Raw genomic sequence first — 17,544 nt, forward strand, 5'->3', positions numbered from 1 at the left:
CCACCCGGACGCCCCGCCCTTTTCGTTGTGTGTCTATTGCGGCTCCCGCCCCGGCGCCGACGGCCGCTTTCTGCCGTTGGCCGAAGCCGTGGGCACCTGGATCGGCCGCCACGGCGGGCGGCTGGTCTATGGGGGTGGCAACCAGGGACTGATGGGCCGCGTCGCGGATGCGACGCTGGCGGCCGGCGGCACCGTGGTCGGCATCATCCCCGCAAGCCTGGTGGAGCGCGAGTTTGCCAAACGCGACTGCACCGAACTGCATGTGGTGCAGACGATGCACCAGCGCAAGCAGATGATGGCCGAGCGGGCCGACGCCTTCTTGGCGCTGCCCGGCGGCATCGGCACGTTCGAGGAGCTGTTCGAGGTGTGGACGTGGCGCCAGCTTGGCTACCACGACAAACCGGTCGGCATCCTGAATGCGGACGGCTATTACGATGCGCTGCTGCGCTTTCTGGCCCAGACGGTGACCGACGGCTTCGTGAGCGACTGGCAGATGGACTTAGTGGCCGTGGGCGCCAACCCGGGGGTCTTGCTGCCCCGGCTCGTCGAAGCCGCGGGCTGCTCGGTGCAGGCCCAGTTTCAGCAGATCTGATTCCGCCCGCCGCGGGTGGGCCGGCCCACGAAATCAGACGGCGGCGTCGTCTTCTTCGCCGGTGCGGATGCGGATCACCTTTTCCACGGGCGTGACGAAAATCTTGCCGTCGCCGATCTTGCCGGTGCGCGCCGCGCGCACGATGGCATCGATGCAGCGGTCGACATCGTCGTCGCGCACCACCACGTCGATGCGCACTTTGGGCAAAAAGTCCACGACGTATTCGGCACCGCGGTACAGCTCGGTGTGCCCCTTTTGGCGGCCAAAGCCCTTGACCTCGGTCACCGTCAAGCCCGTTACGCCCTGCTCGGCCAGCGCCTCGCGCACTTCCTCCAGCTTGAACGGCTTGATGACGGCGGTGATCTGCTTCATGCGGGACGACTCCGAAACGGCAAAGGGTACTCGACGGGGAACGCTAGACGGGCCCTGGGCGGTCCGGCCGGGCACGGCCGACTGCCAATGGAATCTACCATACCGGGGCGGGGTTTCGGGTCGCCCCCGCCCGCTCAACCCCGCCAGCGGTTGGTGTTGGGGTAGCGCCAGTCCTTGCCAAAACTGCGGTGCGTGACGCGAATGCCCACTGGCGCCTGGCGACGCTTGTATTCGTTGACGCGAATCAGCCGCACCACCTGCTCCACCGCCGCGGCGGGGAAGCCCTCGGCCACGATCTCTGCCGGACTGCGGTCATTTTCCATGTAGCGCTCGACGATGGCGTCCAACACATCGTAGGGTGGCAGCGTGTCTTGGTCCTTTTGGTCCGGGCGCAGCTCCGCGCTGGGCGGTCGGGTGATGATGCGCTCGGGGATCGGATCCCGCCCGCGGCCGAAGGGATCGTTCGCATTGCGCCAGCGCGCCAGCCGCCAGACCCACGTCTTGGCGACGTCCTTGATGACGGCAAAGCCGCCCGCCATGTCGCCATACAAGGTGCAGTAACCGGTGGCCATCTCGCTCTTGTTGCCAGTGGCCAGCACGATGTGGCCAAACTTGTTGGACAGCCCCATAAGCAGCGTGCCGCGGATGCGCGCCTGCAGGTTTTCTTCGGCGGTGTCGGCTGGCCGCCCTTCGAACAATGGATCGAGCGCGGCCAGAAACCGCTCGAAGATGGGTCCGATCGCGATCTCGTCGTAGCGCACGCCCAGCCGGGCCGCCATCTCGCGCGCATCCAACCACGAGATTTCCGCCGTGTACGGCGACGGCATCATCACGGCTCGCACCGACTCGGGCCCGAGTGCGTCGACGGCGATCGCCAGCACCAGCGCCGAGTCGATGCCCCCCGACAGGCCGATGATGGCACCGGGAAAGCCGTTTTTGCGCACATAGTCGCGCGTGCCCAGGACCAGTGCGTGCCACAGATCCGACTCGGTCGATGGCTCCGGCGCGATGGGCCCGCTCACCGTCCGGCCGTCGGGGCCATCGTCCAACTCCACGACCAGCAGATCCTCGGCAAAGCTGGGCGAACGGGCCGAGACCGCGCCGTGCGCATCCAGCGCGAAGCTGCGGCCCTCGAAGACGATTTCGTCCTGGCCACCGACCAGATGGGCATACACCAGGGGCCGCCCCGTTTGCAGGACCCGCTCGCGCATGGCGCGCTCGCGTTCATCGCCCTTGCCGATATGAAACGGCGAGGCGTTGATGACACAGAGGACGTCGGCGCCCGCATCCGCCGTCTCTGCCGCCGGACGGGCGTGCCACGCATCCTCGCAGATCAACAACCCTATGCGGTGGGTATGCCCGGCATGGGCCACCTCGAAGACACAGGGCCGGTCGCCTGGCACGAAGTAGCGCCGCTCGTCGAACACCTGGTAGTTGGGCAGCTCGCGCTTGGCGTAGCGGTAGGTGACGCGGCCTTCGCACAGCACGCTCGCGGCATTGAGGCAGGGGGTGCGGGCAACGCTGCGGCCGGCCGACGGCCCGGGCACACCGGGCGCTGGCAGCGGTTGTCCCACCACGATGTGCAGGCCCTTCAAGCCCGCCGTCTGCGCGGCGACCGATTGCACGGCATCATCGCAGGCATCGACGAACGCGGGCCGCATAAACAGGTCTTCGGCGGCGTAGCCGCAAATGGCCAGTTCCGGCGTCAGCAGCACCTGCACGCCCTGGGCGTGGGCCGCGTGCGCGGCGTCGATGATGCGGCGGGCGTTGCCGGCCAGGTCACCCACCACGAAATTGCACTGCGCCACCCCGATCTTGATCGCCATGGATGCCCCGAGGTCCTCTGAAAGCGCGGATTATGTCACCCGGGTCGTGCACGATCCGCATGCGGTGCCGCCCGACGCCTGGAATGCGCTGTTGCATGCCCAGCCGGATGGCCAGGCCTGCGGGCCGTTCATGCGCCACGAGTATTTGGCGGCGTTGCACGACAGCGGCTGTGCAACGGCTACCACCGGATGGGCGCCGCATTGGGTGACGCTCTGGTCGCGCGCCGATGGCGCGCTGGTCGCTGCCGCACCGCTGTACGTCAAGACGAACTCCTACGGCGAATACGTGTTCGACTGGGCGTGGGCCGAAGCCCACCACCGGCATGGGGTGCGCTATTACCCCAAGGGGGTGGTGGCGGTACCCTTCACCCCAGTGGCGGGCCCGCGCCTGCTGGCCCGGGACGCCACCGCGCGCGCCGCGTTGGTGCGGGCGCTGCTGGCCCACGGCCGCGCGCAGGGTTTGTCCTCGCTGCATGTGCTTCTGGGGACGGCCGCCGATCAAGCCGCAGCGGATGCGTCCGACCTGTTGGCCCGCGAGACGGTGCAATTCCACTGGCACAACCGCCATCCGACACGCGGTGGGGCGTTTGTCGACTGGGAAGACTTTCTGGCCACCCTGAGCCACGACAAGCGCAAGAAAATCCGCCAGGAGCGGCGCAAGGTGGCCGACGCGGGGGTGACCTTCGAGGCGCGCCGGGGCGCGGACATCACAGCGGAGGACTGGGCCTTCTTTACCCGCTGCTATCGGCAGACTTACCAGGAGCACGGCAATCCACCGTACCTCAACGAAGCGTTTTTCCGTTCCGTTGGCGCGGCCATGCCGCGTGCGTGGCTGATGTTCACTGCTCGCGATGCCGCGGGCGCCCCCATCGCGGCCAGCCTGGTCGCCCTCAGTGACGACAGCGCGTCGCCCGCCGCGGCCTACGGCCGGTATTGGGGCGCGGTGGCACGCGTGGATTGCCTGCACTTCGAGGCGTGCTACTACCAACCGCTGGCTTGGTGTTTGGCGCATGGTGTCGGGCGCTTCGAGGGCGGTGCCCAGGGCGAGCACAAAATCGCCCGCGCCCTGCTCCCCGCGGTGGTGCACAGCCGCCACTGGCTGGCGCACCCAGCGTTTGCGGACGCCGTGGGGGACTACCTGGTCCGCGAGCGCGCCGCGACGCAGCACTACCGTGCGGCACTGCAGGCGCACTCGCCGTTTCGTCAGGCGCCCTGCGCGCCCGCCTGAGCCTGATAGGCCTGCACGCCGGAGAGCACCTCCTGGCGCGCTTCCTCGACCGAACCCCAGCCGATCACCTTGACCCACTTGCCGGGGTCCAGGTCCTTGTAGTGCTCGAAAAAGTGTTCGATCGTCTTCAGGCGCACGGGGTTGAGGTCCTCGTACGATTTCCAGCGCGAGTACAGCGGCAAAAGCTTTTCGGTCGGCACGGCCAGCACCTTCCAGTCTACACCGCCTTCGTCTTCCATTTTCAGCACGCCAAGCGGGCGACATTTCACCACCACGCCCGGGGGCAGCGGCACGGGGGTGATGACCAGCACGTCCACCGGATCACCGTCGCCCGACAGCGTTTTCGGCACGTACCCGTAGTTGGTCGGGTAGTGCATGGCGGTGTTCATGAAGCGGTCGACGAAGATGGCGCCGGAGGCCTTGTCAACCTCGTATTTGATCGGCTCGCCGTGCATCGAGATTTCGATGATGACGTTGAAGGAGTCGGGGATCTTTTCGCCAGCGGAGACTTGGTCGAGGGACATAGGTACGCAGCTCGGAAAAAAGTGATGGAGATGAGAGAGTTTGGGGGATTTTACTGGCACGAGCCTGACGGGCCGGCGCAACACGGGGGGTGCATCGCGGCGCGCCTTGCGCTACAGTGAATGCGTTGGCCAATCGCCGCCGACTGACGCGCCACGGTGCGCGCCGGCGGTGAGGAAGCAACGCAGCGGAAGCCGGCGGCTCGCTTGCGTTGGCTTCCTCCAAGTCGAACCTTTTGAGGAGACACTGGCATGGTTGGTCAATCCGCGCTGATATTTGCGGTGGTCTGCGCGCTGGTTGCCGTGGCGTACGGCATCTGGGCACGGACCTGGATCCTGGCGCAAGACCCCGGCAACCCCCGCATGCAGGCGATCGCCGCAGCGGTGCAAACGGGTGCCGCCGCCTACCTGGCACGGCAATACAAGGCGATCGCGGCGGTGGGCGTCGTGCTTGCGGCGCTGATCGCGGTGGCCATCGACGGGGTGACGGCGGTGGCCTTCGTCGTGGGGGCGGTGCTGTCAGGCGCCTGCGGCTTCATCGGCATGAACGTGTCGGTGCGCGCCAATGTGCGCACCGCTCAGGCGGCGGCGCGCGGCATCGGGCCGGCGCTGGAGGTGGCGTTTCGTGGCGGGGCCATCACGGGCATGTTGGTGGTGGGCCTGGGTCTGCTGGGCGTAACCGCGTTCTATGGCTTTCTGGTCGGCAACGGGCAACTGACGCCCGACCGTAAGCTGACCACACTGTTGCAGCCGCTCATCGGCCTGGCGTTTGGCGCCTCGCTGATTTCGATTTTTGCGCGCCTGGGCGGCGGCATCTTTACCAAGAGCGCCGACGTCGGGGCCGATTTGGTGGGCAAGGTGGAGGCAGGCATCCCCGAGGACGACCCGCGTAACCCCGCAGTCATCGCCGACAACGTCGGCGACAACGTAGGCGACTGCGCTGGCATGGCAGCCGACCTGTTCGAGACGTATGCGGTCACACTCATTGCCACTATCGTCCTGGGGGCTTTGCTGGTGACTGCGGCCCCGGTGCAAGCGAGCCTGTATCCGCTGGCGTTGGGCGGGGTGTCGATTCTGGCGTCCATCGTGGGCTGCTTCTTCGTCAAAGCGACGCCGGGCATGAAGAATGTGATGCCGGCGCTGTACAAGGGGCTGATCGTCGCGGGCGCCCTGTCGGCCGTGGCGTTTTATGGGGTAACGGTGTGGCTGATGCCCGATGACGCCATCACCGCCAGCGGCACGCAGTGGCGGCTTTGGGCAGCGGCGCTGGTCGGATTGGCGCTGACGGCGGCCATGGTCTGGATCACCGAGTACTACACTGGCACCGACTACGCCCCGGTGCGGCACGTCGCGCAGGCCTCCACCACCGGCCACGCCACCAACATCATCGCCGGCATCGGCGTGAGCATGAAGTCCACCGCTTGGCCGGTGCTGGCGGTGTGCGCGGCCATCGTCGCCTCGTACGCGCTGGCGGGCCTGTACGGGGTGGCCGTCGCGGCCACCTCGATGCTGAGCATGGCGGGCATCGTGGTCGCGCTGGACGCTTACGGCCCCATCACCGACAACGCCGGCGGGATCGCCGAGATGGCTGAACTGCCCTCTAGCGTGCGCGACGTCACCGATCCGCTGGATGCGGTGGGCAACACCACCAAGGCAGTCACCAAGGGCTATGCCATCGGCTCGGCCGGACTGGCTGCCCTGGTGCTGTTTGCCGACTACACGCACAAGCTGGAGGACGCCGGCCGAGCGCTGCGCTTCGATCTGTCCGACCCGATGGTCATCGTCGGCCTGTTCATCGGTGGCCTGATCCCCTACCTGTTCGGGGCGCTGGCCATGGAGGCGGTGGGCCGCGCCGCTGGCAGCGTGGTCGAGGAGGTGCGCCGCCAGTTCCGCGAGATCGCGGGCATCATGGACGGCACGGCCAAGCCGGATTACGGACGCGCGGTGGATATGCTGACGACGGCGGCTATCAAGGAAATGATGCTGCCCAGCCTGCTGCCGGTGGTCGTGCCGATCGTGGTCGGCTTGGCGCTGGGGCCGGTCGCTCTGGGGGGGCTGCTCATGGGCACCATCGTTACCGGGCTGTTCGTCGCCATCAGCATGTGCACGGGGGGCGGAGCCTGGGACAACGCCAAGAAGTACATCGAGGACGGCCACCACGGCGGCAAGGGGTCCGACGCGCACAAGGCCGCCGTCACCGGCGACACCGTGGGCGACCCCTACAAGGACACCGCCGGCCCAGCGGTCAACCCGCTGATCAAAATCATCAACATCGTGGCGCTGCTGATCGTGCCGCTGCTGGCGTGACCGCGCGCCTGCCCGGGCGAGGGGGGTGCCCGTCCCGCCCCCCGCGGCGCCCGACCTCAGGCAGCGGCGCAGCCTCACAGCCACTGCGCGATGACGTCGATGTCCTCGGCAAAGAGCTGGCCGCGCTCGGCCGTCAGGATGCGGCCGTCGCGCCCGCGCACCAGCGTGATCGGCAGGCCCTTGGGCTTGGGCATGGCGCGCTGGATGTCGGGTGTGACCCACGCGCACGGGAAGGCATAGCCGCGCTGTTGCAGATAGCGCAGCGCCGCCTCGCGCGTGCGGTCGATCGACAGGGTCAGCAATTGCCAGCCAGGACGCTGGCGGTGCCGCTGCCAGAAGGCGTTGAGATGCGGCGTCGTGGCCGCGCAGAACGGGCAAGTGCTGGCCCACCAGTACAACACCAGCACCTGGCCGTCGGCGCGCGCTGGCTCGAAGCGCGCGCCGTCCAGCAGCTCCATCGGCGGCACGGACCACAGGGTACCCAGCGCCGGCAGCGGGGGCGCCTTGGCTTCGGCCGCGGCGACATCGGCCGGCTGCGCGCTGCCGTGGCCGGCGACGGCGGCCAGCACCAGCGCGCCAGCGCCGGCCATCCAGTCACGTCGGTTCGAGCTCATCGTGTCTCCTCGTCGCCAGCCCTGTCGCCCATGGGAAACCCCATCCGCGTCTCAGGCGGCGGTTGGCGATAATCTAGCGCACCATGGCCGAGCGTGTCATTCCCCTTTATGACCAGCGCGTCGCGGCGCTGGCGGCGCCGCGTCCCTCCACACCCGTCAAGCCTCAGGGATGGCTGCTCGACCGCCTGCAGCGGCCGCTGCGCGACCTGCGCATCAGCGTCACCGACCGCTGTAACTTCCGCTGTAGCTACTGCATGCCCAAGGAGGTGTTCGGCAAGGACTACCCGTACTTGCCGCACGCGGACCTGCTGACGTTCGAGGAAATCACCCGGCTGGCACGCATCTTTCTCGCGCACGGCGTGCGCAAGATCCGCCTGACCGGCGGCGAGCCGCTGCTGCGCAAGCACATCGAACGCCTGGTCGAGATGCTGGCCGCGCTGCGCACGGTGGATGGCACGCCGCCGGAACTGACACTGACCACCAACGGCAGCCTGCTGGCCCGCAAGGCGCGTGCGCTGCGCGACGCCGGCCTGCAGCGCGTCACCGTCAGCCTGGACGGCTTGGACGACGCGGTGTTCCGGCGCATGAACGACGTCGGCTTTCCCGTGGCAGAGGTGCTGGACGGCATCGCCGCCGCGCAGGCGTCGGGGCTGGCGCCGATCAAGGTCAACATGGTGGTCAAGCGTGGCACCAACGACGACCAGATCGTGCCGATGGCGCGCCACTTCCGCGGCAGCGGCATCGTGCTGCGCTTCATCGAATACATGGACGTGGGCAGCTCCAACGGCTGGTGCATGGACGAGGTGCTGCCCAGCGCCGAGGTACTGGCGCGGCTGCGGCAGGCCTTCGCGCTGGTGCCATTGGAGCCCGGCAGCCCCGGCGAGACCGCCGAGCGCTGGGGCTACGCCGATGCCGACGGCCGCCACGACCCGGCGCTGGGTGAGGTCGGCTTCATCAGCAGCGTCACGCAGGCGTTCTGCCGCGACTGCAACCGCGCACGTCTATCGACTGAAGGGCGGCTGTACTTGTGCCTGTTCGCCGAGCGCGGCTACGATCTGCGCGCGCTGCTGCGCGGCGGTGCCAACGACGCCGAGATCGCCGCCTCGCTGGCGGCCATCTGGGGCCAGCGCGCCGACCACTATTCCGAGATCCGCGCCACGCTGCCGCCCGAGACGCGCCGCGCCGCACGACGCATCGAGATGAGCTACATCGGGGGCTGACCGCATGACGAGCACCCCGCCGACCTTGTTGCCCCCACCGCCCGCACCGCGAACGGTCACCGGTGTGGTTCTGGCCGGCGGGCAAGGCAGCCGCATGGGCGGGGTCGACAAAGGGCTGCAATCCTTTCACGGGGCGCCGCTGGCGCTGCACGCCTTGTGGCGGCTGCGCATGCAGCACGGAGACTGGATGGCCGACTGCATGATCAACGCCAACCGCAACCTGGCGGCGTACGAAGGTTTTGGCGTGCCGGTCTGGCCCGACGAGCTGGGCGGCTACGCCGGCCCCCTGGCGGGCATGCTGACGGCGCTGATGCACTGCGAGACGCCCTACTTGCTGACCGTGCCGTGCGACACCCCCCGGCTGCCGCTGGATCTGGCACAACGGCTGTGCCAGGCCCTGACCGAGCAGCAGGCCGACCTAGCGATGGCCGCCGCCCCCGAGGCCGACGGCCGCGTTCGCACCCAGCCCGTGTTCTGCCTGCTGGGGGCGCACCTGCTCGAGAGCCTGAGCGCGTTTTTGCAGGAGGGCGGTCGCAAAATCGACGCCTGGACCGCGCGCCACCGCTGTGCGGTCGTGTCCTTCGACCGCCCCGACGACGACCCCCTCGCCTTCACCAACATCAACACACGCGGGGAGCTGCACGCCTTGCAACAGGCCGCTGCCGCCCCCTGACCGCTGTGGCCGCCCAGTGCTCGCAGATCGGCCAGCCACCTCGCCCCCCAACCATGAAGACGCTCGATCAGATCGCCGCCGAACTCCAGGGCTATGACCCCGGGGCCCTTCCCGCCACGACCGTGGGTGATTTTCTGGCCCAACTGGTCGAGCCGCTGTCCGACACGGAGACGGTGGGGGTTTTCGAGGCGCTAGATCGGGTGCTGGCGCAAGACATCATCTCCCCCATCGACGTGCCGCCGCACGACAACGCCGCCATGGATGGTTTCGCCGTGCAGGGGGCCTGCCTGTCGGGGAACGGGGAGACGGTCTTGCGCGTGGTGGGCACCTGCTACGCGGGGGATACCCGCTGGTCCCACCCCATCCCGGCGGATGCCTGCGTGCGCATCATGACCGGGGCGGTGATGCCCGACGAGCTGGACACTGTGGTGCCGCTGGAGTTCGTGCGCACGGAGCGGGACGGCGCGCAGGAGCGCGTGCACATCCCCGCCCGGGTGGTCCAGCCCGGCGATCACCGACGCCGGCGTGGCGAAGACCTGACGGCCGGACGGGCGGCCGTGCGCGCGGGCCAACGCCTTGGACCGGCAGCGCTGGGCCTGATTGCCAGCCTGGGCATCGCGCGGGTTCCCGTGGTGCGGCGGCTGCGCGTGGCGTATTTTTCCACCGGCGACGAGATCGTCTCGCTGGGCGAGCCGCTGCGCGAGGGCACCATCTACGACAGCAACCGCTACACCGTCTACGGCCTGCTGCGACGGCTGGGCGTGGAGGTAATCGACCTGGGGGTAGTGCGCGACGATCCGGCTGCGCTGGAGGCGGCCTTCCGGCAGGCGGCCGCGCAAGCCGACGCCATCATCACCAGCGGGGGCGTGAGCATGGGCGAGGCCGACCACACCAAGGCCATGATGCGCCGCCTGGGGGATGTGGCGTTTTGGCGGATCGCCATGCGTCCGGGCCGTCCGATGGCGGTCGGCCGCCTGCTGGACCCCGCGGGCGGCGCGCCGACGGTGCTGTTCGGCCTGCCCGGCAACCCTGTCGCGGTGATGGTGACGTTTCTGGCCTTCGTGCGCCCGGCCCTGTTGCGCATGATGGGTGTGCGCAAGACGGCGCCCGTGCTGCTGCGTGCCCGCAGCGCCGAGGCGATGCGCAAAAAACCGGGGCGCACGGAGTATCAGCGAGGCATCGTGACGCGGGAGGCCGACGGCTCCCTGCGGGTGCGCACCACGGGCAACCAAGGCTCGGGCGTGCTGCGCTCGATGGTCGAGGCCAACGGGCTGATCGTGCTGGGGCACCAGCAGGGGCCCGTGGCCGTGGGCGACGAGGTGGATGTGATGATGTTCGACGGCGTGATCTGATCCGGCTGCGGCCGTGCCCCCGCCGCAACCGTACCGTAGCGTCAGCCCAGCAGCATCAAGCCCACCTGCAGCAACACCAGCAGCACCAGCACCGACAGATCCACGCCGCCCACGGTGGGGACGATGCGCCGCACCGGGGCCAGCACTGGATCCAGCAGCCGACCCAAGGTCCCGATCAAGGGCGAAAACGGCTGCACCCAGGTCAACACCGCATAGACCAGCAGCAACAGCATCAACCCCTGCAACACGGTGCGCAGCAACATCTGCAGCGCCAGCAAGGGCACGGTCACGGCAAAACCCAAAGCCTCCACGCCCGGCAGCGCGCCGCCCCACAGCAGGTGCACCAGCCCCGCGTAGGCCAGCGCCAGCAGTGCCGCGGCCAAAAAACTGCCCCAATCCTCATTGGCCTGGGCCCAGGCGCGGGGCAGCGAGCGGCGCAGCGGCTGCACGATCCAATCCGTCACCGCAATGACGAACGGCCCCGGCTGGGTGGCCATGCGCAGACGCCGCGTGTTCATCCAGCCTCGCAGCAAGGCCGCGCCGATCAAAAAGAAGGACAGCGTGTCGAGCAAAAACAGGACGATTCGCATGGACCGATGGGCGAAGGTGACGACGAGCGGCCGCGTCAACCGCGACCGGGGCGCGCACGACGTCCGCGCCCGGACAGCCGGGATTGTGCCGCAGACCCCGCCCCAGCCGCACGCGGGGCGGACCGTTGGCCCCTGCCTGCGCCCGACGACGCCCCCGGGCCACGGGACGACGCCGGTGCAGGCGCAGACGCCCCCCGGCCACCCTTGCCCGCGCGACGGCTGGGGGGCGTGTCCACCACCTCGCCGGCCTCCGCATTGGGCTCCCGTGGGGTGCGGCCGGTGGGGCGGCCGCTGCCCCGCTCGGACCGGCCTTGCGCGGCTGCATCCTCGCGCACCAGTCGGAAATCGATGCGCCGTCCGTCCAGATCGACACGGCTGACCTGAACTGCCACCTTGGAGCCCAGGGTGTAGCGCACGCCCGTACGCTCGCCGCGCAGTTCCTGCCGGCGCTCGTCGTAGCGGAAGTACTCGCCCCCCAGTTCGGTGATGTGCACCAAGCCCTCGACATACAGGCTGTCCAGGGTGACGAACAGGCCGAAGCTGGTGACGGCTGTGACGGTGCCGGCAAACTCCTCGCCCAGGCGCTCGCGCATGTATTTGCACTTGAGCCAGGCCTCGACATCGCGGCTGGCCTCGTCGGCGCGGCGTTCGTTGGCGCTACAGTGCAGCCCGGCTGCCTCCCAGCCCAGCACCTCGCTGGACGGGCGCCCGCGCGAGCGCTTCATGGCCTCCGACGCGCCGCGCTCCTCCAGCCGCTTGGCCAGCTTGGCCTGCGCCTCGCCGGGAATGGGCAAGACCGGCAGGTGATAGCGCTCGCCCTTGAGGATGGCCTTGATCACCCGGTGCACCAGCAGGTCCGGGTAGCGCCGGATGGGGCTGGTGAAGTGCGTGTAGGCGTCGAACGCCAGCCCGAAATGCCCCACGTTGTGCGGCGAGTACATGGCCTGCTGCATCGAGCGCAGCAGCATTTGGTGGATCTGCGGCGCATCGGGCCGGTCGGCCGTCGCCTTGGACAGGGCCTGAAAGTCGCGCGGCCCCGGCATGTCACCGATGGTCGCCGGCACCCCCAGCGCCTTGAGGTATTCGCGCAAAATCTCGACCTTGTCGGCCGACGGCCGCTCGTGCACGCGGTACAGCCCCGGGTGGTGGTGGGTGGCGATGAACTCGGCCGCGCAGACGTTGGCCGCCAGCATCGCCTCCTCGATCAGGCGGTGCGCATCGTTGCGCGTGCGCGGCTCGATGCGCTCGATGCGGCCGGCCTCGTCGCAGACGATGCGCGTCTCCACCGTTTCCAAGTCCACCGCGCCGCGGGCCTCGCGCGCGGCAAGCAAGGCGCGGTAGACGTCGTGCAGATTCAGCAGATGCGGCACCATGGCCGCGTAGCGCTGGGCCTCGGCCCCGCGCGTGTTCTGCAGGATCGCCGCCACCTCGGTATAGGTGAAGCGCTGGTGACTGTGCATCACCGCCGGATAGAACTGGTAGCCCTGCACCAGCCCCTTGGCGTCGATCAGCATGTCGCACACCATGCACAAGCGGTCCACACCGGGGTTGAGCGAGCACAGGCCGTTGGAGAGCTTCTCCGGCAGCATCGGGATGACGCGGCGCGGGAAGTAAACGCTGGTGGCGCGGTCGTAGGCGTCGATGTCCAGCGGCGAGCCGTTGCGCACGTAGTGGCTGACGTCGGCGATGGCCACCAGCAGCCGCCAGCCCTTGCCCCGGCCGACGCGCGCCGGCTCGCAATAGACGGCGTCGTCGAAGTCGCGCGCATCCTCGCCATCGATGGTCACCAGCGGCACGTCGGTCAGGTCTACCCGGCCGCGGCGGTCCACGGCCCGCACCTTATCCGGCAGCGCGCGCGCCTCGGCCAACGCCCCGTCCGAGAACTGGTGCGGCACACCGTACTTGCGCACCGCGATTTCGATTTCCATGCCGGGGTCGTCGATGTCGCCCAGCACCTCTTTGACGCGCCCGACCGGCTGGCCATAGAGCGCCGGCGGCTCAGTCAACTCCACCACCACCACCTGCCCGGGCTGGGCCGTCCCTGTGGCGCCTTTGGGAATCAGCACGTCCTGGCCGTAGCGCTTGTCTTCCGGCGCGACGAGCCACACACCGTTTTCGTGCAACAGACGGCCGATGATCGGCGAGCCGGATCGCGCCAGGATCTCGGTCACGCGGCCCTCGGGGCGCCCGCGCCGGTCGTAGCGCACGATGCACGCCTTGACACGGTCTTTGTGTAGCACGGCGCGCATCTCGTTGGGTGGCAGGTACAGATCGGGCTGGCCGTCGTCGCGCACGACGAAGCCGTGGCCATCGCGGTGGCCCAGGACCACCCCTTCGATTTCGGGGAGGGAGACGGTGGATTTTTCTTTCACGGACAAGGGATTTCCTGCGGGGGGATAGACCCGCTTGATGTGTATAATTCTGATGTCCTGAAGCGCCCAGGTGGCGGAATTGGTAGACGCACTAGTTTCAGGTACTAGCGCCGAGAGGCGTGGAGGTTCGAGTCCTCTCCTGGGCACCAGATGTGGGGTAGCCAGCTTGGCGGTCGCGCTCTCACTCGACGACGTAGTGCTCCGATCATACCGCGCCCCGTCCCGACCTGCAGAAAAACCCGCCCGGAAACCGTCCCGGCGGGTTTTTTTGTTGCGCAAACCCCTTCGACGACGGCCACCGCCCGCCTCGAAAACCCCTTCCGAATGCTGCTATAATTTTGCCATTCCTGAAGCGCCCAGGTGGCGGAATTGGTAGACGCACTAGTTTCAGGTACTAGCGCCGAGAGGCGTGGAGGTTCGAGTCCTCTCCTGGGCACCATGATCCGTTGATCTGCTCTCGGAGCAACGCTCGAACCGGCCTGCGCCGGCTTTTTTTTTGGGGCGCCGCTCAGACCGGCAGGCCGATCAGATCGTGGCCGTCTGCCGCCACGATGCGGGCCTTGATGAAGTCCCCCGTTCGGTAGGCCTTGCTCGCCTTCTCGGGCGGCAGCAGGCGCACGGTACCGTCGATCTCTGGCGCGTCGGCATAGGTCCGCCCCACCCCGCCCTTCTTGCCCAGGCCCAGTGACTGGTCCACCAGCACCTGCATGGTGGACCCGATGCGGCGCTGCAGGCGCTCCACGGCCACGGCCTCGGCCACCGCCATGAAGCGCGCGCGGCGCGCCTGGCGCACCGCGTCCGGCAGCGCACCGGACAGGGCATTGGCGGCCGCGCCCTCCACCGGCGAGTAGGCAAAGCAACCCGCGCGGTCGATCTGCGCCTCGCGCACGAAGTCGAGCAGGTGCGCGAATTCCTCTTCCGTTTCGCCGGGAAATCCGGCGATGAAGGTGCTGCGCACGACCAGTTCGGGGCAGACTTCGCGCCAGCGGCGTATGCGCTCCAGGTTGCGCTCGCCGCTGGCGGGGCGCTTCATGCGCCGCAGCACATCGGGATGGCTGTGCTGGAACGGCACGTCCAGATACGGCAACACCAAGCCTTCGGCCATGAGCGGCACGATGTCGTCCACGTGGGGATATGGGTAAACATAGTGCAGCCGCACCCAGGCGCCGTGCGCACGCGCCAGCGTACCCAACTCGCGCACCAGGTCGAGCATCCGCGTGCGCACGGGGCGCCCGTCCCAAAACCCGGTGCGGTACTGCACATCGACGCCGTAGGCGCTGGTGTCCTGGCTGATGACGAGCAACTCTTTGACCCCACCCTCGAACAGCCGGCGCGCCTCGGAAAGCACGTCGCCGATCGGGCGGCTGACGAGGTCGCCGCGCATCGACGGGATGATGCAGAAGGTGCAGCGGTGGTTGCAGCCCTCGCTGATCTTCAGGTACGCATAGTGGCGCGGGGTGAGCTTGACGCCGACGCCCTCGATGGCGTTGCTGGGTGGGGGCACCAGGTCCACGAAAGGGTCGTGCGGCTTCGGGGCGTGGGCGTGGACGGCATCGAGCACCTCGTCTGTGGCGTGCGGGCCCGTCACGGCCAACACTGCCGGATGCAGCGCCTTGACCAAATTGTCCCCGTGCGCATCCGCCCGTGCGCCCAGACAGCCGGTGACGATGACCTTGCCGTTGGCCGCCAACGCCTCGCCGATGGCGTCCAGGCTTTCCTTGACGGCATCGTCGATGAAGCCGCAGGTGTTGACAATGACCAAGTCCGCACCCTCGTACTGGCGAGTGGTACGGTAGCCCTCGGCGCTCAGGCGGGTGAGGATAAGCTCGGAATCGGTCAGGGCTTTGGGGCAGCCCAGGCTGACGAAGCCAACGGTCGGCGCCTGGGCGCCGGGGCGATCGGGGGTCGGGATGGACATCCCTATATTGTCTCTGGTCGCGCTGGCACGCGCCTGGCGGGGCCGGCCATCAGTGGGGGCGCTTGACCCCAAAGGCGCCGAGCATCTGCTCCTGCATCTGCGCCAACGCCTTTTGCGATTGGGCAAAGAAGTTGCCCATCATCAGCGGCGTCTGCGCGGCCATGAACTGCTGCCACACTTCGGGGGTCAGCTCCTTGGCTTGCTCGGCCACCTTCTGCTGCAGCTCCATGAAAATCTGCAGGTTGCGCTCCAGGTACGAGCCCATGAAGTCCTGCATGGCGTGACCATAGAATCGGATGATGTTCGCCAGCATCTTTTCCGAAAAGAGTGGCACGCCCGCAGTTTCCTCTTCCAGAATGATCTGCAACAGGATCGAGCGCGTGAGATCCTCCCCCGTCTTGGCGTCGCGCACGACGAACGGCTCGGCACGCATGACCAGCGCCTTGACATCACTGAGCGTGATGTAGGACGACGAATCGGTGTCGTACAGGCGACGGTTGGGGTATTTTTTGATGACACGGACCGCGGGGCCGGCCGATTCGGGCTGCTGCGTGGCTTCGGTTGCGTCGGCCTTGGCCTTCGTTGACTGCACGAAACGGACTCCTGAGACGATGAATGCAAAGATTGCCGCACGAGCGCACGACACCCCTCGGGGCATTGTAGAACGGTCGGGACGCCTTGCCGGACGGGGATTTCCCGGCGTCGAACGTAATGGTGGATCGACGCCATGAGCGCCCCGCCCGCCTCCGCCGCACCGGCCGCGCCGCGCTCCCCGACGGCGCTTTTTTGGGCCTGCACCTGGCTGGCGCTGCAGGGTTTTGGGGGCGTACTGGCCGTGGTGCAGCAGGAGCTGGTGGAGCGGCGCCGCTGGCTGACGCGCGAGCAGTTTTTGGAGGACTGGGCGGCCGCCCAATTGCTGCCCGGCCCCAACGTGGTCAATCTGTCGCTGATGATCGGCGGGCGCCACTTTGGCTGGCGGGGGGCCGTGGCCGCGCTGGCGGGGATGCTGCTGGCGCCGCTGGTACTGCTGCTGGTGATCGCGATTGCCTTCACCCACGTGGCGGCCCACCCCATGGCACAGGGGGCGCTGCGCGGCATGGGGGCGGTGGCGGCGGGGTTGATCCTGGGGACGGCGCTGCGGCTGCTCGCCCCGCTGCGGGAGAATGTGCTCGGGACGAAGGCCTGCGCCGCGCTGGCGGTATCGACCTTCGTTGCCGTGGCCTGGGTGCGGCTGCCACTGGCCCTGGTGCTGGCGGTGATCGGCGGCCTGGGCTGGGGCCTTGCCGCCCGGCGGTTGCATCGCCCGGACGAGGAGCGTTCATGATGGCGACGACGGACGCGGCCCTGGCCGCGAGCGGACTGGCGGCGGCGGACTGGCTGGCGATCTTCACGCACTTTCTGTCGCTGTCGTTGCTCGCGATCGGGGGCGCCATCACCACGGCGCCGGACATGCACCGCTATCTGGTTACACAGAACGGCTGGTTGAGCGAGTCGCAGTTTTCGGCGGCCATCGCGCTGGCGCAGGCCGCCCCGGGGCCCAACATTCTGTTCGTGGCGCTGATGGGCTGGACGGTCGGCCTCAACAGCGCCGGGGGGCCGGCGGCCGGCCCGAGCGCCTGGGGGCCGGGGCTGTTGGGGGTCGTCGTGTGCCTGGGGGCGATGCTGCTGCCCTCGTCGCTGCTCACCTACGGCGTCGCGCGCTGGCTGCACCCGCGGCGTGGCTGGTAGCCGGTGCAGGCGTTCAGGCACGGACTGCTCCCGGCGGTCGTGGCGCTGCTATTCGCCTCGGGCTGGTTGATGGCGCGCGGATCCGGCGATTGGCGCCAGGACGGAGCGCAGTGGCTGCTGGCCGCTGCCAGTGCGCTGATCGTCTGGCGCACGCGGCTGCACCTGTTGTGGTTGTTGGCCGCCGGCGCACTCCTGGGCGCTCTGGGCTGGGTTTGATGCCGCCCGCGCCGA

15 protein-coding genes, 2 tRNA genes and 1 pseudogene are annotated in these 17,544 nt (G+C 68.5%); 10 read left to right on the plus strand and 8 right to left on the minus strand.

The genetic code is table 11. The features are described from left to right. Nucleotides 1–25: 25 nt before the first annotated feature. Nucleotides 26–592: a TIGR00730 family Rossman fold protein gene (locus V7026_RS00005; protein ID WP_334153291.1), complete on the plus strand. Its 567-nt coding sequence runs from the start codon at nucleotides 26–28 to the stop codon at nucleotides 590–592. 33 nt (nucleotides 593–625) lie between these two features. On the opposite strand, the gene V7026_RS00010 is transcribed toward V7026_RS00005, so the two are convergent. Together V7026_RS00010 and V7026_RS00015 are read right to left on the minus strand one after the other, a co-directional pair. After that, nucleotides 626–964: a P-II family nitrogen regulator gene (locus tag V7026_RS00010; protein WP_068609418.1), complete on the minus strand. Its 339-nt coding sequence runs from the start codon at nucleotides 962–964 to the stop codon at nucleotides 626–628. 134 nt (nucleotides 965–1,098) lie between these two features. Beyond that, a complete protein-coding gene (locus V7026_RS00015) occupies nucleotides 1,099–2,790 on the minus strand; it encodes an NAD+ synthase (RefSeq protein WP_334153199.1) in 1,692 nt (563 codons plus the stop codon). Here V7026_RS00015 and V7026_RS00020 point away from each other — a divergent pair. Further along, the gene (locus V7026_RS00020) at nucleotides 2,789–4,018 is read left to right on the plus strand and encodes a GNAT family N-acetyltransferase (RefSeq protein ID WP_334153200.1); all 1,230 of its coding nucleotides are present in this window, start codon (nucleotides 2,789–2,791) and stop codon (nucleotides 4,016–4,018) included. The two genes, V7026_RS00015 and V7026_RS00020, sit on opposite strands and share 2 nt — an antisense overlap. On the opposite strand, the gene ppa is transcribed toward V7026_RS00020, so the two are convergent. Continuing rightward, nucleotides 3,994–4,542 carry an inorganic diphosphatase gene (ppa, locus tag V7026_RS00025; RefSeq protein WP_334153201.1) on the minus strand — a complete coding sequence of 183 codons (549 nt, stop codon included), beginning with the start codon at nucleotides 4,540–4,542 and terminating at the stop codon, nucleotides 3,994–3,996. The genes V7026_RS00020 and ppa overlap by 25 nt on opposite strands. Before the next feature lie 249 nt (nucleotides 4,543–4,791). Here ppa and V7026_RS00030 point away from each other — a divergent pair, with 249 nt between their 5' ends. Continuing rightward, nucleotides 4,792–6,846 carry a sodium-translocating pyrophosphatase gene (locus tag V7026_RS00030; RefSeq protein ID WP_334153202.1) on the plus strand — a complete coding sequence of 685 codons (2,055 nt, stop codon included), beginning with the start codon at nucleotides 4,792–4,794 and terminating at the stop codon, nucleotides 6,844–6,846. 74 nt (nucleotides 6,847–6,920) lie between these two features. Here the strand turns inward: V7026_RS00030 and V7026_RS00035 are convergent, their stop codons facing one another. Then, nucleotides 6,921–7,460 carry a TlpA family protein disulfide reductase gene (locus V7026_RS00035; RefSeq protein WP_334153203.1) on the minus strand — a complete coding sequence of 180 codons (540 nt, stop codon included), beginning with the start codon at nucleotides 7,458–7,460 and terminating at the stop codon, nucleotides 6,921–6,923. 83 nt (nucleotides 7,461–7,543) lie between these two features. Between V7026_RS00035 and moaA the strand changes: the two genes are divergently transcribed. Genes moaA through moeA form a run of 3 tightly spaced genes read left to right on the plus strand, consistent with a single transcriptional unit; the run spans nucleotide 7,544 to nucleotide 10,705 of the window. Next, entirely contained in the window at nucleotides 7,544–8,680 is a 1,137-nt protein-coding gene (moaA, locus tag V7026_RS00040) for a GTP 3',8-cyclase MoaA (RefSeq protein ID WP_334153204.1), read from the plus strand. A gap of 4 nt (nucleotides 8,681–8,684) precedes the next feature. Continuing rightward, nucleotides 8,685–9,353 (plus strand): molybdenum cofactor guanylyltransferase MobA, encoded by a 669-nt coding sequence (mobA, locus tag V7026_RS00045; RefSeq protein ID WP_334153205.1) that lies wholly within the window; start codon nucleotides 8,685–8,687, stop codon nucleotides 9,351–9,353. 53 nt (nucleotides 9,354–9,406) lie between these two features. After that, on the plus strand, nucleotides 9,407–10,705 hold the full coding sequence (gene moeA / locus V7026_RS00050) for a molybdopterin molybdotransferase MoeA (protein WP_334153206.1): 1,299 nt from the start codon (nucleotides 9,407–9,409) through the stop codon (nucleotides 10,703–10,705). 41 nt (nucleotides 10,706–10,746) lie between these two features. On the opposite strand, the gene V7026_RS00055 is transcribed toward moeA, so the two are convergent. Beyond that, the gene (locus V7026_RS00055; RefSeq protein ID WP_334153207.1) at nucleotides 10,747–11,295 is read right to left on the minus strand and encodes a YggT family protein; all 549 of its coding nucleotides are present in this window, start codon (nucleotides 11,293–11,295) and stop codon (nucleotides 10,747–10,749) included. A gap of 35 nt (nucleotides 11,296–11,330) precedes the next feature. Next, nucleotides 11,331–13,667 carry a ribonuclease R gene (gene rnr / locus V7026_RS00060; RefSeq protein ID WP_334153208.1) on the minus strand — a complete coding sequence of 779 codons (2,337 nt, stop codon included), beginning with the start codon at nucleotides 13,665–13,667 and terminating at the stop codon, nucleotides 11,331–11,333. A 64-nt stretch (nucleotides 13,668–13,731) separates the two neighbouring features. Between rnr and V7026_RS00065 the strand changes: the two genes are divergently transcribed. After that, nucleotides 13,732–13,816, plus strand: a tRNA-Leu gene (locus V7026_RS00065). 205 nt (nucleotides 13,817–14,021) lie between these two features. After that, nucleotides 14,022–14,106 (plus strand) — tRNA-Leu (locus V7026_RS00070). Between the two features lie 69 nt (nucleotides 14,107–14,175). Here the strand turns inward: V7026_RS00070 and rimO are convergent. Continuing rightward, a complete protein-coding gene (gene rimO, locus V7026_RS00075) occupies nucleotides 14,176–15,585 on the minus strand; it encodes a 30S ribosomal protein S12 methylthiotransferase RimO (RefSeq protein WP_334153209.1) in 1,410 nt (469 codons plus the stop codon). 49 nt (nucleotides 15,586–15,634) lie between these two features. Further along, nucleotides 15,635–16,177: a polyhydroxyalkanoate synthesis repressor PhaR gene (phaR, locus tag V7026_RS00080; RefSeq protein WP_443082288.1), complete on the minus strand. Its 543-nt coding sequence runs from the start codon at nucleotides 16,175–16,177 to the stop codon at nucleotides 15,635–15,637. Nucleotides 16,178–16,312: 135 nt separating this feature from the next. Between phaR and V7026_RS00085 the strand changes: the two genes are divergently transcribed. Both V7026_RS00085 and V7026_RS00090 read left to right on the plus strand, forming a co-directional pair. After that, complete coding sequence (locus V7026_RS00085; RefSeq protein WP_334153210.1) at nucleotides 16,313–16,909, plus strand: chromate transporter; 597 nt, start codon at nucleotides 16,313–16,315, stop codon at nucleotides 16,907–16,909. Then, a pseudogene (locus tag V7026_RS00090) lies at nucleotides 16,906–17,529 on the plus strand (chromate transporter). Before V7026_RS00085 ends, V7026_RS00090 begins: the two are co-directional and overlap by 4 nt. The last annotated feature ends 15 nt before the right edge of the window (nucleotides 17,530–17,544 follow it).

The sequence above is a fragment of the Tepidimonas sp. genome, assembly GCF_036825565.1.
Lineage (GTDB): Bacteria > Pseudomonadota > Gammaproteobacteria > Burkholderiales > Burkholderiaceae_C > Tepidimonas.